Annotated in this window: 24 protein-coding genes; all 24 read left to right on the forward strand. The window is 47.8% G+C overall.

Annotation, left to right across the window (positions count from 1 at the left end; all coding sequences use genetic code 11):
* On the forward strand, positions 1-130 hold a 130-nt coding region (tuf, locus tag HUU58_15755), incomplete at its 5' end, for an elongation factor Tu (protein NUN47129.1).
* Between the two features lie 75 nt (positions 131-205).
* The gene (gene rpsJ, locus HUU58_15760) at positions 206-526 is read left to right on the forward strand and encodes a 30S ribosomal protein S10 (GenBank protein ID NUN47130.1); all 321 of its coding nucleotides are present in this window, start codon (positions 206-208) and stop codon (positions 524-526) included.
* A gap of 88 nt (positions 527-614) precedes the next feature.
* The gene (gene rplC / locus HUU58_15765) at positions 615-1253 is read left to right on the forward strand and encodes a 50S ribosomal protein L3 (GenBank protein NUN47131.1); all 639 of its coding nucleotides are present in this window, start codon (positions 615-617) and stop codon (positions 1251-1253) included.
* Positions 1254-1285: 32 nt separating this feature from the next.
* Positions 1286-2002 (forward strand): 50S ribosomal protein L4, encoded by a 717-nt coding sequence (rplD, locus tag HUU58_15770; GenBank protein ID NUN47132.1) that lies wholly within the window; start codon positions 1286-1288, stop codon positions 2000-2002.
* 23 nt (positions 2003-2025) lie between these two features.
* Positions 2026-2355, forward strand: coding sequence for a 50S ribosomal protein L23 (gene rplW, locus HUU58_15775; GenBank protein ID NUN47133.1), 330 nt, complete (start codon positions 2026-2028; stop codon positions 2353-2355).
* 61 nt (positions 2356-2416) lie between these two features.
* Positions 2417-3244 carry a 50S ribosomal protein L2 gene (gene rplB / locus HUU58_15780; protein NUN47134.1) on the forward strand — a complete coding sequence of 276 codons (828 nt, stop codon included), beginning with the start codon at positions 2417-2419 and terminating at the stop codon, positions 3242-3244.
* Between the two features lie 53 nt (positions 3245-3297).
* Positions 3298-3591, forward strand: a complete 294-nt coding sequence (gene rpsS, locus HUU58_15785; GenBank protein ID NUN47135.1) for a 30S ribosomal protein S19 — start codon at positions 3298-3300, stop codon at positions 3589-3591.
* A 27-nt stretch (positions 3592-3618) separates the two neighbouring features.
* A complete protein-coding gene (rplV, locus tag HUU58_15790) occupies positions 3619-3960 on the forward strand; it encodes a 50S ribosomal protein L22 (GenBank protein NUN47136.1) in 342 nt (113 codons plus the stop codon).
* A 38-nt stretch (positions 3961-3998) separates the two neighbouring features.
* On the forward strand, positions 3999-4652 hold the full coding sequence (gene rpsC, locus HUU58_15795; protein ID NUN47137.1) for a 30S ribosomal protein S3: 654 nt from the start codon (positions 3999-4001) through the stop codon (positions 4650-4652).
* Between the two features lie 38 nt (positions 4653-4690).
* Positions 4691-5110 carry a 50S ribosomal protein L16 gene (gene rplP / locus HUU58_15800; protein ID NUN47138.1) on the forward strand — a complete coding sequence of 140 codons (420 nt, stop codon included), beginning with the start codon at positions 4691-4693 and terminating at the stop codon, positions 5108-5110.
* Between the two features lie 24 nt (positions 5111-5134).
* Positions 5135-5524, forward strand: coding sequence for a 50S ribosomal protein L29 (rpmC, locus tag HUU58_15805; GenBank protein NUN47139.1), 390 nt, complete (start codon positions 5135-5137; stop codon positions 5522-5524).
* A gap of 46 nt (positions 5525-5570) precedes the next feature.
* A complete protein-coding gene (gene rpsQ / locus HUU58_15810; GenBank protein ID NUN47140.1) occupies positions 5571-5852 on the forward strand; it encodes a 30S ribosomal protein S17 in 282 nt (93 codons plus the stop codon).
* Between the two features lie 32 nt (positions 5853-5884).
* Positions 5885-6253, forward strand: a complete 369-nt coding sequence (gene rplN / locus HUU58_15815) for a 50S ribosomal protein L14 (protein NUN47141.1) — start codon at positions 5885-5887, stop codon at positions 6251-6253.
* Between the two features lie 38 nt (positions 6254-6291).
* Positions 6292-6597: a 50S ribosomal protein L24 gene (rplX, locus tag HUU58_15820; GenBank protein ID NUN47142.1), complete on the forward strand. Its 306-nt coding sequence runs from the start codon at positions 6292-6294 to the stop codon at positions 6595-6597.
* A gap of 33 nt (positions 6598-6630) precedes the next feature.
* Positions 6631-7272 carry a 50S ribosomal protein L5 gene (rplE, locus tag HUU58_15825; protein ID NUN47143.1) on the forward strand — a complete coding sequence of 214 codons (642 nt, stop codon included), beginning with the start codon at positions 6631-6633 and terminating at the stop codon, positions 7270-7272.
* A gap of 34 nt (positions 7273-7306) precedes the next feature.
* On the forward strand, positions 7307-7492 hold the full coding sequence (locus tag HUU58_15830) for a type Z 30S ribosomal protein S14 (GenBank protein ID NUN47144.1): 186 nt from the start codon (positions 7307-7309) through the stop codon (positions 7490-7492).
* A gap of 48 nt (positions 7493-7540) precedes the next feature.
* Positions 7541-7939 (forward strand): 30S ribosomal protein S8, encoded by a 399-nt coding sequence (rpsH, locus tag HUU58_15835; GenBank protein ID NUN47145.1) that lies wholly within the window; start codon positions 7541-7543, stop codon positions 7937-7939.
* Positions 7940-7973: 34 nt separating this feature from the next.
* Positions 7974-8516, forward strand: coding sequence for a 50S ribosomal protein L6 (gene rplF / locus HUU58_15840; GenBank protein ID NUN47146.1), 543 nt, complete (start codon positions 7974-7976; stop codon positions 8514-8516).
* Positions 8517-8546: 30 nt separating this feature from the next.
* Complete coding sequence (locus tag HUU58_15845; protein ID NUN47147.1) at positions 8547-8909, forward strand: 50S ribosomal protein L18; 363 nt, start codon at positions 8547-8549, stop codon at positions 8907-8909.
* Positions 8910-8958: 49 nt separating this feature from the next.
* Complete coding sequence (gene rpsE, locus HUU58_15850) at positions 8959-9477, forward strand: 30S ribosomal protein S5 (protein NUN47148.1); 519 nt, start codon at positions 8959-8961, stop codon at positions 9475-9477.
* 23 nt (positions 9478-9500) lie between these two features.
* Entirely contained in the window at positions 9501-9749 is a 249-nt protein-coding gene (gene rpmD / locus HUU58_15855) for a 50S ribosomal protein L30 (GenBank protein NUN47149.1), read from the forward strand.
* Between the two features lie 25 nt (positions 9750-9774).
* Entirely contained in the window at positions 9775-10260 is a 486-nt protein-coding gene (gene rplO / locus HUU58_15860) for a 50S ribosomal protein L15 (protein ID NUN47150.1), read from the forward strand.
* Positions 10261-10295: 35 nt separating this feature from the next.
* Positions 10296-11627 (forward strand): preprotein translocase subunit SecY, encoded by a 1332-nt coding sequence (gene secY / locus HUU58_15865; protein ID NUN47151.1) that lies wholly within the window; start codon positions 10296-10298, stop codon positions 11625-11627.
* Between the two features lie 5 nt (positions 11628-11632).
* Positions 11633-11964: M24 family metallopeptidase (locus HUU58_15870; GenBank protein NUN47152.1), on the forward strand; the 332-nt coding region annotated here is incomplete at its 3' end.

Below are 11964 nucleotides of genomic sequence, written 5' to 3' on the forward strand. Positions count from 1 at the left end.
GCCTGGTGACAATGTGAAGATCAGTGTGGAACTTATTGCGCCGATCGCTATGGAAGACGGCTTACGCTTCGCTATCCGCGAAGGTGGTCGTACCGTAGGTGCCGGTGTCGTAACCAAGATCCTCAAGTAAGAAGAAAAGATTGACCGCGGGTGTCGCCCAAAAGCAATGCCCGCGGAAAAATAAAATTAACGAGAGAATGCAAAAGTGACTGGACAAGGAATCCGAATCAAACTGAAAGCTTACGATCACAATCTGATTGATAAGTCGATTGATAAGATTATTCGCACAGCGAAAAGCTCCGGCGCCGTGATTAGCGGCCCGATTCCGCTCCCTACCGACAAGACGATTTATACGGTTCTTCGTTCGCCGCACGTGGATAAAAAGTCCCGCGAACAGTTCGAAACGCGTATTCACAAGCGTTTGATCTGCATCTTGAATGCGACGAATAAAACGATAGAAGCGTTGTCCAAACTCGAATTGCCGGCAGGCGTGGACATTGAATTGAAGGTCACTGCCAATAGCTGATCACTTGATCAAGTTAATATTGGCTAAAGTTTAGATATCAATTTGGATGGAACAGGAAAACATCCTGTTTCTTACGAGGAGTATATACATGAGCAGCGGTATGATCGGAAGAAAAATCGGAATGAGCAATATCTTCGACGAGAGCGGGAACATTATCCCGGTGACGTTGATCGAAGCGCTTCCGAACGTCGTGACGCAGATCAAGACCAAAGAAAAAGACGGTTATGAAGCGTTGCAGCTGGCCGTCGGCGACAAGCGCGGCAAGCGTACCAACAAAGCCATACAAGGCCACGCCAAAAAAGCCAACTACACGGAAAAATTTCCTGACGTGTTTCGTGAATTTGACGGCTTCAATGTCAACGATTTCACGCTCGGCGCGGAAGTGAAATTGGACATTTTTGCCGAAGGCGAAAAAGTCACCGTGATCGGCATTTCCAAAGGTAAAGGTTTTCAGGGTGTTGTAAAACGCCATGGCTTCGGCGGTATCAATGAAACCACACACGGCGCCTCGGATCGCCCCCGTTCACCGGGTTCGATCGGCGGTAGCTCGGATCCTTCCCGTGTTTTCAAAGGCATGCGCATGGCCGGCCGTATGGGTAGCGATCGCGTGACCATCAAAAACCTGAAGGTCGTTCGTCTGGATAAAGAATCCAACGTACTCTTTATCAAGGGTAGCGTGCCGGGTGCGACGAATTCGTACATTGAGATTCGCAAAAACGCGAAGTAAGAAGTTAACATTTTTGATAGAAGGCTCTGGCAATGAAGATTGAAGTCAAAAATATCAAAGGCGAAGCGACCGGTCGCAGCGTCGAATTACCGAAAGATATTTTCGGAATCGAACCTAGCGAACATGCGGTGTATGTTGCCGTGACGCACGAACTTTCGAATAAACGTCATGGTACACATAGCACGCTTGAAAAATCGGAAGTTTCCGGTACCACCAAAAAGCCGTGGAAACAAAAAGGTACGGGCGGCGCCCGCTCCGGTTCCGTCAAAACTCCGCTTTGGCCGGGCGGCGGTATCGTATTCGGTCCGCATCCGCACCTTTATAAAAAAGACACCAATGTCAAACTCAAACGTTTGGCTCGTAAGAGTGTATTGAGCATCAAAGCATCGGAAAACCGCATTGTGGTGGTTGAAGATTTTCACACCCTTTGTGCCGATCTTCCGAAGACCAAAGAAGTCTATGGCGTTTTAAATAATCTGCAATTGACGGGTGAAGTGACCGTAGATAACGGTAAACGTACTAAACCGTTTCAAAAAGTACTCGTGCTTGTTGATAAAACAGGCCTTGTCAAAGATGAAAAAAGCGCTAAGGTGTACGAAAACTTCCGCAAATCATGCCGTAATATTCCCGGACTTAAAGTTGGCGTGGTGAACAATGTTTCGACGTACGAACTGATGAATGCGGATACCATTCTTTTTCACGAGAGTGCGATCAAAAATGTCAATGCCGCATTCGGCGCTGCAGAATAAACGATAAGGACTAGAGACTGATCATGAATATCACGCAAATCAACAAAATCCTGATTCGTCCGGTGATTACCGAGAAGATGACGATTCTGCAGGACAAAAAGAAACGTAACGGCGAACCGTTGAACCAATACGGCTTCATCGTCGAAAAAACCGCTACGAAAACCGATATCAAAAAAGCGATCGAAAAACATTTTAACGTCAAAGTGAAATCCGTTCGTACGGTCAACGTCGAAGGAAAGAGCAGCGTACGTTATACCAAACGCGGTTTTGTCCAAGGCAAACGTGCCGATCGTAAAAAAGCGATAGTAACATTGGCCAAAGACAACAAAATCGAATTTGTCGAAGGCGCGTAATTACAACGAAAAGTTTAAGAAACGCCAGGAAAACCTATCTGGCATAAGTTGAGAGAAGAACATGGCAGTAAAAAATTTCAGACCGTACACGCCGAGCCGCCGTTATATTACGGTTGCGGACTTTGCGGAGATCACCAAAACGGAACCGGAAAAATCGCTCGTCGAACCCAAAAAACGGGTTGGCGGTCGTAATAATATCGGTCACACGACATCGCGTTTTCGCGGTGGCGGCCATAAACGTATGTACCGTGTCATTGACTTTAAACGTCATCGTACGGGCGTCGAAGCCAAAGTTGTTTCGATCGAATACGATCCGAACCGTAGCGCCAATATCGCATTGATCCAATATGTGGATGGACAGAAGGCGTATATTCTTGCACCCAAAGGTTTGCAAGTCGGTGAAAAAGTAATGTCCGGCGCCGAAGCCGAAATCAAACTCGGTAACGCCATGCCCCTCAAGGGAATTCCCGTGGGTACGGACGTACACAATGTCGAATTGAAGCTCGGCAAAGGCGGCCAGATGGCGCGTTCAGCCGGTGCGTTCGCCAATGTCGTCGGTCGTGAAGAAGGATATGTTCAGCTGCGTATGCCCTCGGGCGAAATACGCCGCGTTAATGAAAATTGTTTTGCTACCATCGGTCAGGTCGGCAATCTCGAACACGAAAATGTCACGCTCGGTAAAGCCGGTCGTAAACGTTGGCTCGGTCGCCGTCCTCACAACCGCGGCGTCGTTATGAATCCCGTGGATCACCCGCATGGTGGTGGTGAAGGTAAGAGCCCGCAAGGTAATCCGCACCCGGTAACGCCGTGGGGCCAACCGACGAAGGGTTATAAGACGCGTAAGAAAAATCACCCGACGAACCGGTATATCATCAAACGCCGCAAGTAATACGGCGGGATGACGCAACAACGAAGAATTTTTTGAATTAAGGAATATAAGACATGAGTCGTTCGATCAAAAAAGGTCCCTTTCTCGATGAAAATCTCATCGGCAAAGTGGAAGCTATGAATAAAAACAAAGATCGCAAAGTGATCAAGACCTGGGCCCGCGCCTGTACGATCGCGCCGGACTTTGTCGGCCATACCTTCGCCGTACATAACGGAAAAAACTTCATCCCGGTTTACGTGACGGAAAACATGGTCGGCCACAAACTTGGCGAATTCGCACCGACGCGTACATTTCGCGGTCACTCGGGCAGTAAATCCGCCGCGGCCGCCACTGCACCCAAAAAGTAAACGCGCAAATTTTAGAACTGGAGCCTGATCATGGAAGCGAAAGCAATAACGAAATATTTGAGAATCTCGCCGCGTAAAGTGCGCCGCGTTGCGGAACTTGTGCGTGGAAAAAATACGGAAGAAGCGATCAGCATTTTACACTTCACCCGTAAAAATGCCTCAGAACATATTGAAAAAACCGTGCGTTCCGCTGTGGCCAATATCATGCAGGCCAAACCGGGTGCTGATACGCACAGCTTATTTGTCAAAGAAATTTTTGTAGATGGCGGGCCGATGCTCAAACGCGGCCGTGCGGGTTCGATGGGACGCCGCTCGATGATCCGCCGTCGTACCGCCCACATCACTGTGGTCGTCGCGGAAAAAGCGTAACAGATCGTTTAACGATACAAGTTTAACGGAGGAATACTTTGGGACAGAAAACGAATCCGATCGGTTTCCGGTTGGGAGTCATCAAAACTTGGAACTCGAGCTGGTTTGATGAAAAAAACTTTGCTGACAAACTTCAGGAAGATCTCACGTTGCGTAATTATCTGCGCAAACGTCTTCCCAAAGATGCGCGCGTGACGAAAATCGCCATTGACCGCATCAAAAAGGAAACCGAAGTCATCACGATCACGATCCACACCGCACGCCCGGGTATTGTCATCGGTCGTAAAGGCAAAGATGTCGATCAACTTCGCGAAGAGCTTAAGAAAATCACCGGTAAAGAAATTCGTTTGAATATTTCCGAAATCAAAGTTCCCGAAGTGGATTCGTACCTTGTCGCGGCTGACATTGCACGTCAGATCGAAAGCCAGATTCCCTATCGCCGCGCTATGAAAAATGCGACACGCGCCGCGATGCGTATGGGCGCTGAAGGTATCCGTGTGGCTATGTCCGGTCGCCTTGGCGGCGCCGAAATGGCACGCGCCGACCGCTATGCCGAAGGCCGCGTACCGTTGCATACCTTACGTGCAGATATCGATTTTGCATATGGCACAGCTCAGACCACCTACGGCCAGATCGGCGTCAAAGTGTGGATCTGCAAAGGCGAAGTGCTGGACACGATGGAAACCAAGTAGGCTCAATCAGAGAAATTTTGCTCCAGGAGAACTGATACATGTTACAACCTAAGAAGGTTAAATTTAGAAGACATCACCGCGGCAAAATGCGCGGCAAAGCTACCCGCGGAGCGGATGTGAGCTTTGGTACCTACGGCCTCAAAGCTATGGAATGCGGATGGATCACAAGCCGTCAGATCGAAGCGGCGCGTATCGCGATGACACGCTATATCAAACGCGGCGGTAAAATTTGGATTCGTATATTTCCCGATAAACCGGTTACGAAAAAACCTTTAGAAGTACGTATGGGATCCGGTAAAGGCGCGCCTGAGTTTTGGGTCTCGGTGATCAAACCCGGCCGTGTCATGTTCGAAATCGACGGTGTGACTGAAGAGCTTGCAAAAGAAGCGTTTCGTTTGGCGGCATTCAAACTTCCGCTCAAGTCGAAATTCGTCACCCGTGGTCAAGTTCACGCGTAATTATAACCGGAAGAGACAGATATCATGAAAGCACATGAAGTACGAGGATTGCCCGTCGAAGAATTAAAGGGCATGATCAACGAAGCGGAAACCAATCTGGTCAAGATGCGCTTTACCAATGCGGTAGGCCAGCTGGAAAAGAAAACGGATCTGCGTTCGACCAAAAAAGAAATTGCCATCGTTAAAACCGTCATGCGGGAAGAAACGTTGAAAACCGAATTGGCGGAAGCGGCGAAAATACTGGAAGCCGTGGTAAGTAAACATCAGATCAAAGGTATTCCGACGCTCAAGGGTGAAAAACTCAATACCGACAAAGCGGCTTTGCGTAAAGCGGTACGTCTTTTGGAGTCCAATCCCAAACGTTCCCTTTTTGTCAAGGAATACAAAGCGCTCAAAGAGATCGCGCACGGTTAAGGAAAAACTTTAGATATAAGTATAAATCGTATTGGAGAAGCATTCCATGTCCGAACAAGCGGAAAATAAGACCACGGAAAGAAATCGCCGCAAGGTGCGTATCGGTACCGTCGTCAGCGATAAGATGAGCAAAAGCATCGTTGTCGCAATTGAGCGCAAAGTATTGCACAAGACGTACAAAAAGTATATCAAAAAGACGGCTAAGCTGATGGCGCATGACGAACAAGAGCAAGCCGGTATCGGCGATATCGTAAAAGTAATGGAAACCCGCCCGCTGAGCAAAAATAAACGTTGGCGCTTGGTGGAAGTTGTGAAAAAAGCGGATTAATTCAGGTCATTTATTAACTGGCGAGATAAGTCATGATTCAAGAGTTTACCCGATTGACGGTTGCCGATAACTCCGGCGCAAAAAAAGTGATGTGTATCCGCGTATTGGGCGGTACCTCCAAACGCTATGCTTTCCTCGGCGATGAAATCATCGTGTCTGTGAAAGATGCGATTCCCGGCGGCACAGTCAAAAAAGGCGCTGTCGCTCGCGCGGTAGTAGTCCGTGTACGCAAGGAAATGCGTCGCAAAGACGGTTCATACATCCGCTTTGACGAGAACGCAGCCGTGCTGATCAATAAAGATAAAGAACCCACCGGAACCCGTATTTTCGGGCCGGTCGCACGCGAACTTCGTGAAAAACAATTCATGAAGATTGTGTCCCTCGCGCCGGAAGTAATCTAAGCGCGAACGAATAAGCGAAACATCAAAGGTTTTACATCATGCATATCAAAAAGAATGATCTTGTCGCCGTGATCTCCGGCGTGCACAAAGGCAAACAGGGTAAAGTCCTGAAGGTCCTCACGGATACCGGTAAGGTGATCGTCGAAGGTATTAATTTACGCAAGAAACACATTAAGCCGAATCCGAAAAATCCGCAAGGCGGCATTCAGGAAAAAGAAAATGCGATTCCGGCAAGCAAAGTCATGCTTGTACATGGCGGCAAGCCGACGCGTACGGGTGCGAAAAAACTGGAAGACGGATCCAAAGTGCGCATTGCCAAAAAATCCGGCGAAGTGATCAATTAAGACGTATTATAATTTTAGAGGAACGTTAGAGCCATGGCGAAGGAAGCGAAAGAGAAAAAAGGCAAAGATAAAGCGGCAGCAACCGGCGTAGAAATACCTTCCGGAAAACGTGCGGCCGTAGGTAAAGACTACAAAGCCCGCCTCGGTGAAGAATACCGTAAACGTGTGGTTCCTGCGCTGATGAAAAAATTCAGCTATAAGAATATCATGCAAGTCCCTAAGATCGAAAAAGTCGTGATCAATATGGGCGTCGGTATGGCGACACAAGAGCCGAAACTTTTGGATGCGGCGGTCAATGATCTTTTGATCATCACGGGTCAGAAACCCACTATCCGCAAAGCGAAAAAAGCTATTTCCAATTTCAAATTACGCGAAGGCGTAGGTATCGCTTGCTTTGTCACCTTGCGTCGTGCCGCGATGTACGAATTTCTTGATCGGTTGATCAATATTGCCGTACCGCGTATTCGCGATTTCAAAGGCGTTCCTGATAAATCGTTTGACGGCCGCGGTAACTATACGTTAGGCGTCAAAGAACAGATTATTTTCCCGGAAATCGATGTTGATAAAATGGACCGCGTACGCGGTATGGACATCACCATCGTGACGTCAGCTAAAACGGACGAAGAAGCATACGAACTGCTCAAAGAGTTCGGTATGCCGTTCAAAAAGAAATAATATAACACGAACGATACTAACAGGAGTTTGAACCTTGGCTACGAAAGCATGGGTTGCTAAGACGAAGAAAACACCGAAATTTTCCACACGCACGCGCAATCGTTGCCGCCGCTGCGGCCGTCCGCGCGCTTATATGCGCAAGTTCGGCATTTGCCGTATATGCTTCCGTAATCTTTCGCTCAATGGTGAGATTCCGGGCATTCGTAAAGCTTCGTGGTAATAATAGAGAATTTTTGAGTTTTTATTTTTTATCAAAGGAGACGATCCGATGTCAATGACCGATCCGATCGCGGATTATTTGACGGCGATTCGCAACGCGATACAGGCCAAAAAGAAATTCGTGGATATCAAAGCTTCTAACCTGAAGCGCGATATTACGCAAATCCTGCTTGAACAGGGATATATCAAAGACTACGCTAACTATGATGACGGCGTACAAGGCATCATTCGCATTTTCTTGAAATACGATGAGAAAAACCGCAATGCGATCAATCAGATTGACCGTGCCAGCACGCCGGGCCTCCGGAAGTATGCGGGTGTAGATAAGCTGCCGCGCGTAAAAAGCAATCTCGGCATTGCCATCATGTCCACATCCAAAGGTGTGATGACCAACAAACGCGCCAAAACGGAAAATGTCGGCGGCGAAGTATTGTGTTACGTATCGTAATCTGAACGAAATTTTATTCGCAGGAGTATAAGCAGTGTCACGTATTGGAAAAAAACCGGTAGCGATTCCCGATAAGGTCACAGTGACCGTCAAAGGCTCAGTCGTCACCGTTAAAGGCCCCAAGGGCGAACTGACCAAACAGTTTCACCCTGAAGCGATGGTCGAAGTCAAAGACAAAGAAGTCATCGTTTCGCGTAAAAACAACACCAATTTTCAGCGTGCGTTGCACGGCAGCGTTCGTGCGATCATTGCCGGCATGGTGACGGGCGTATCCGATGGATATGAACGTAAATTGGATATTATCGGCGTCGGTTTTAAAGCCGAAGCGAAAGGCAAAGTAATCCAGTTTAATCTCGGTTTTTCGCACCCGATTCTTTTTGCTCCTCCGACAGGTGTTGAAATTGCGATTCCTACGCCGACCAGCGTAAGCATCAAAGGTATCAATAAAGAATTGGTTGGCCAAGTGGCTCAGAAAATTCGTTCTTTCAAGATGCCGGAACCGTATAAGGGCAAAGGTATTAAATATTCGGATGAAACCATCCGTCGTAAAGCCGGTAAGGCCGCGACCAAGAAGTAATTTTTAAAACTATAAATTGTTAGAAGCACCATGGCGGACAAAAACATAGTCAAAGCGGTAAAAAGACAACGTGTCAAATACCGTATTCGTAAACGCATCATCGGCACGGCGGAAAAACCTCGGTTGTCGGTGTATCGCAGCCTCAATCACATTTACGCTCAGCTTATCAACGATGAAGCCGGTCATACGATCGCACAAGTTTCGTCGAAGACCAAAGGCATTCAAAAAGAGAGCGGTAAAGTTTCGTTGAGCAAAGCGGTCGGTATGTCTATCGCCAAATTGGCCAAAGAAAAAGGTATTGAAGTCGCCGTATTTGATCGTAATGGATACAAATATCATGGCCGCATCAAAGCGGTAGCCGAAGGCGCTCGTGAAGCCGGATTGAAATTGTAATAAAAAACACATCTATAGATGGTGAGGCGTGATGAATAATAGGAAACAAATCAAGAAAAAAGAAGCCCAGGATAATCCGGCCGACGTCGAACTCAAAGAAGAACGCGTCGTACATATCAACCGTGTAGCGAAAGTAGTGAAAGGCGGACGTCGCTTCAGCTTTAACGCTATCGTGGTGGTTGGCGACGGTAAAGGCAAAGTCGGTATCGGATTAGGTAAAGCTAACGAAGTGCCGGATGCTATAGCCAAAGGCAAAGAAGACGCAAAAAAACGTATGATATTTGTACCGTTGCACGGTGGTACGCTTCCGCACGAAGTGTCGGCCAAATTTGGTGCCGGCAAAGTGTTGCTCAAACCGGCAACTAAAGGTACCGGTATTATAGCTGGCGCCGTGATCCGTGCCGTGGTCGAATCCGTCGGCATCACGGACATTCTTACCAAATGCAAAGGCTCTTCCAATCCGCACAATGTGGTCAAAGCCACAATGAAAGCGCTTAGTGAAGTGACCAATGCGCGCGAAGTCGGTGCCGTCCGCGGCATGACTGTCATGGATGTATTTACCAAGTAACGATAACCAGGCAAAGAGCGATCATGAAATTTTTGAAGATTACCCAGGTTCGCAGTACCAACGGCGCCATTTTCGCACACCGCGATACCGTGCGCACGCTCGGACTACGTAAAATCGGCCAAACCGTTTACCACAACGATACACCGCAGGTTCGCGGTATGGTTAATCTTGTGAAGTATATGGTTTCCTGTGAAGCCGTTGATAAAAAACCGGAAGCTGTGAAAAAAGAAAAAAAGACCGGTTATAAAGTTACCAAAGCGAAAAAAGCGTAAACAATTTTAGTCAAAGAGGATTGCGATGAATCTCAGTAATTTAACGCCCGCCAAAGGCTCCCGCCGTAAAATGAAACGTATCGGTCGTGGTGAAGGCTCCGGCCACGGCGGCACATCCACACGCGGTAACAAAGGGCAAAAGTCGCGTTCCGGTCTTAACCGCCTTGCCGGTTTTGAAGGCGGACAGATGCCTTTGCAACGTCGTCTCCCTAAATATGGTTTTACCAATATTTTCCGTGTCGAATTTCAGACTGTTAATTTGACCGATCTTGCCGAATTGGATAACAAACGCGTAGACGGCGCAACGTTGCAAGCGGCAGGCTTGATCAAAAAGAAAAGCGCTCCGGTAAAACTTTTAGGAACCGGTGAAGTGACCAAAGCGTTTGAAGTCGAAGTGCATGCGATCAGTGCAACGGCAAAAGAAAAAATCGAAAAAGCCGGCGGCAAAGTGACGGTGCTTGGCATCAAAAAAACAGTGTTGGAAAAACGCAAGAAAAAAGCGTCGAAATAGCGGTTACTCTTACATAAGCCCAAGAGAATTTCACAATGCTACAAACATTTGCGAATGTATTTAAAATTCCGGAATTGCGGAAACGTATCCTCTTTACGCTCGGCGTTTTGCTGATTGAGCGTATTGCGGCGCACATTCCCGCGCCGGGTATTTATGCGGAAGCGCTCGGACAGTATTTCCGACAGGCGGAAAATACGCTGTTGAGTTTTTATGATTTATTTGCCGGCGGCGGGTTGTCCCAAGCGACCATCGCAGCGCTTGGCATCATGCCGTACATTAGTACATCCATTATCATCCAACTTCTCGGTACGACCGTGCCTTACCTTCAGCGTTTACAACGTGAAGGTGAAGAAGGCCGCAAAAAGATCAACCAGCTTACACGCTACGGTACGGTAGCGCTTGCCGCCGTTCAGGCGATCGGCGTTGCAACCTGGCTTTGCAGCCTCAGTGTAGTGATCGGCAGTCAGGAAGTCAAAGTAGTGCCGGATCAAGGGTTCACTTTTTATCTGATGACGATGGTCACCATGACTACATGTACGATGTTTATCATGTGGCTCGGCGAGCAAATCACCGAACGCGGCATCGGAAACGGTATTTCATTGATTATTGCGATCGGTATTTTGGCACGATTCCCTACGGCGATTATTGACGAAATTACTCAGATTTCGACGGGCAACCGTAATATTATTCTCGAATTGATTTTGGTTACGATTTTACTCGGCATTGTTGCGGCGATTATTTTTATCACGCAAGGTATCCGTAAAATCCCGGTACAATATGCACGCCGCGTGATCGGTCGTAAGGTATATGGCGGTCAATCCACACATATCCCGATGCGTATCAATATTGCGGGTGTTATGCCTATCATCTTTGCGCAGTCCATCATGTTTGTTCCGAATACGGTAGCCACTTTTTTCCCGGGCGATTTTTCGGAGTGGATCACAGCGCATTTTTCGATTGATTCGATTACGTACAATTTGTTCTTTCTCATTTTAATTGTCATCTTCACGTATTTCTACACTGCGATTGCGATGAATCCTGTCGAAGTGGCGGATAATCTCAAGAAGCAAGGTGCGTTTATACCGGGTGTTCGTCCCGGCAAAAAAACGTCGGATTTTATTGATAATATCCTGACGCGCGTCACCCTTCCGAGTGCCATTTTCCTTGGTGTCATTGCGATATTGCCGTTTTTCGTACGCCATGCAACGGATGTGAGCTATAGCTTCGCGTCGTTTTTTGGCGGTACGTCGCTTTTGATCGTGGTGGGTGTCGGATTGGATACGATTCAGCAAATCGAATCGCATCTTGTCATGCGCCACTATGACGGTTTCCTTAAATCCGGTCGTATCCGCGGCCGTCGGGGATAATCTGAATGATCCGGCTCAAGTCGGGTGCGGAGATTGATAAAATCCGCGAGAGTTGCCGCATTATCGTAGAAGCTATGATGGTAGCGGCCAAGATGGTGAAACCCGGATTGCGTTTGATGGATTTGGATGCGGCTATCGAATCGGCTATCAAATCGCGCGGCGGGAAACCGGCGTTCAAAGGTTATCATGGTTTTCCCAATAATGCTTGCCTTTCGACCGATGATATTGTTGTTCACGGTATAGCCAAACCCGGGGACGTACTGCAGGAAGGTCAGATACTCGGGGTGGATATCGGTGTTCTCAAAAACGGATTTTACGGTGATTCTGCCGTAACATT

The organism is bacterium (genome assembly GCA_013360215.1).
Lineage (GTDB): Bacteria > CLD3 > CLD3 > SB21 > SB21 > JABWCP01.

Excerpts from the sequence above, each read along its gene's own strand:
- rplC (NUN47131.1), top strand. The coding sequence starts at position 615 with ATGAGCAGCGGTATGATCGGAAGAAAAATCGGAATGAGCAATATCTTC.
- rplD (NUN47132.1), top strand. The coding sequence starts at position 1,286 with ATGAAGATTGAAGTCAAAAATATCAAAGGCGAAGCGACCGGTCGCAGC.
- rplW (NUN47133.1), top strand. The coding sequence starts at position 2,026 with ATGAATATCACGCAAATCAACAAAATCCTGATTCGTCCGGTGATTACC.
- rplB (NUN47134.1), top strand. The coding sequence starts at position 2,417 with ATGGCAGTAAAAAATTTCAGACCGTACACGCCGAGCCGCCGTTATATT.
- rpsS (NUN47135.1), top strand. The coding sequence starts at position 3,298 with ATGAGTCGTTCGATCAAAAAAGGTCCCTTTCTCGATGAAAATCTCATC.
- rplP (NUN47138.1), top strand. The coding sequence starts at position 4,691 with ATGTTACAACCTAAGAAGGTTAAATTTAGAAGACATCACCGCGGCAAA.
- rpmC (NUN47139.1), top strand. The coding sequence starts at position 5,135 with ATGAAAGCACATGAAGTACGAGGATTGCCCGTCGAAGAATTAAAGGGC.
- rpsQ (NUN47140.1), top strand. The coding sequence starts at position 5,571 with ATGTCCGAACAAGCGGAAAATAAGACCACGGAAAGAAATCGCCGCAAG.
- rplN (NUN47141.1), top strand. The coding sequence starts at position 5,885 with ATGATTCAAGAGTTTACCCGATTGACGGTTGCCGATAACTCCGGCGCA.
- rplX (NUN47142.1), top strand. The coding sequence starts at position 6,292 with ATGCATATCAAAAAGAATGATCTTGTCGCCGTGATCTCCGGCGTGCAC.
- rplE (NUN47143.1), top strand. The coding sequence starts at position 6,631 with ATGGCGAAGGAAGCGAAAGAGAAAAAAGGCAAAGATAAAGCGGCAGCA.
- rpsH (NUN47145.1), top strand. The coding sequence starts at position 7,541 with ATGTCAATGACCGATCCGATCGCGGATTATTTGACGGCGATTCGCAAC.
- HUU58_15845 (NUN47147.1), top strand. The coding sequence starts at position 8,547 with ATGGCGGACAAAAACATAGTCAAAGCGGTAAAAAGACAACGTGTCAAA.
- rpmD (NUN47149.1), top strand. The coding sequence starts at position 9,501 with ATGAAATTTTTGAAGATTACCCAGGTTCGCAGTACCAACGGCGCCATT.
- rplO (NUN47150.1), top strand. The coding sequence starts at position 9,775 with ATGAATCTCAGTAATTTAACGCCCGCCAAAGGCTCCCGCCGTAAAATG.
- secY (NUN47151.1), top strand. The coding sequence starts at position 10,296 with ATGCTACAAACATTTGCGAATGTATTTAAAATTCCGGAATTGCGGAAA.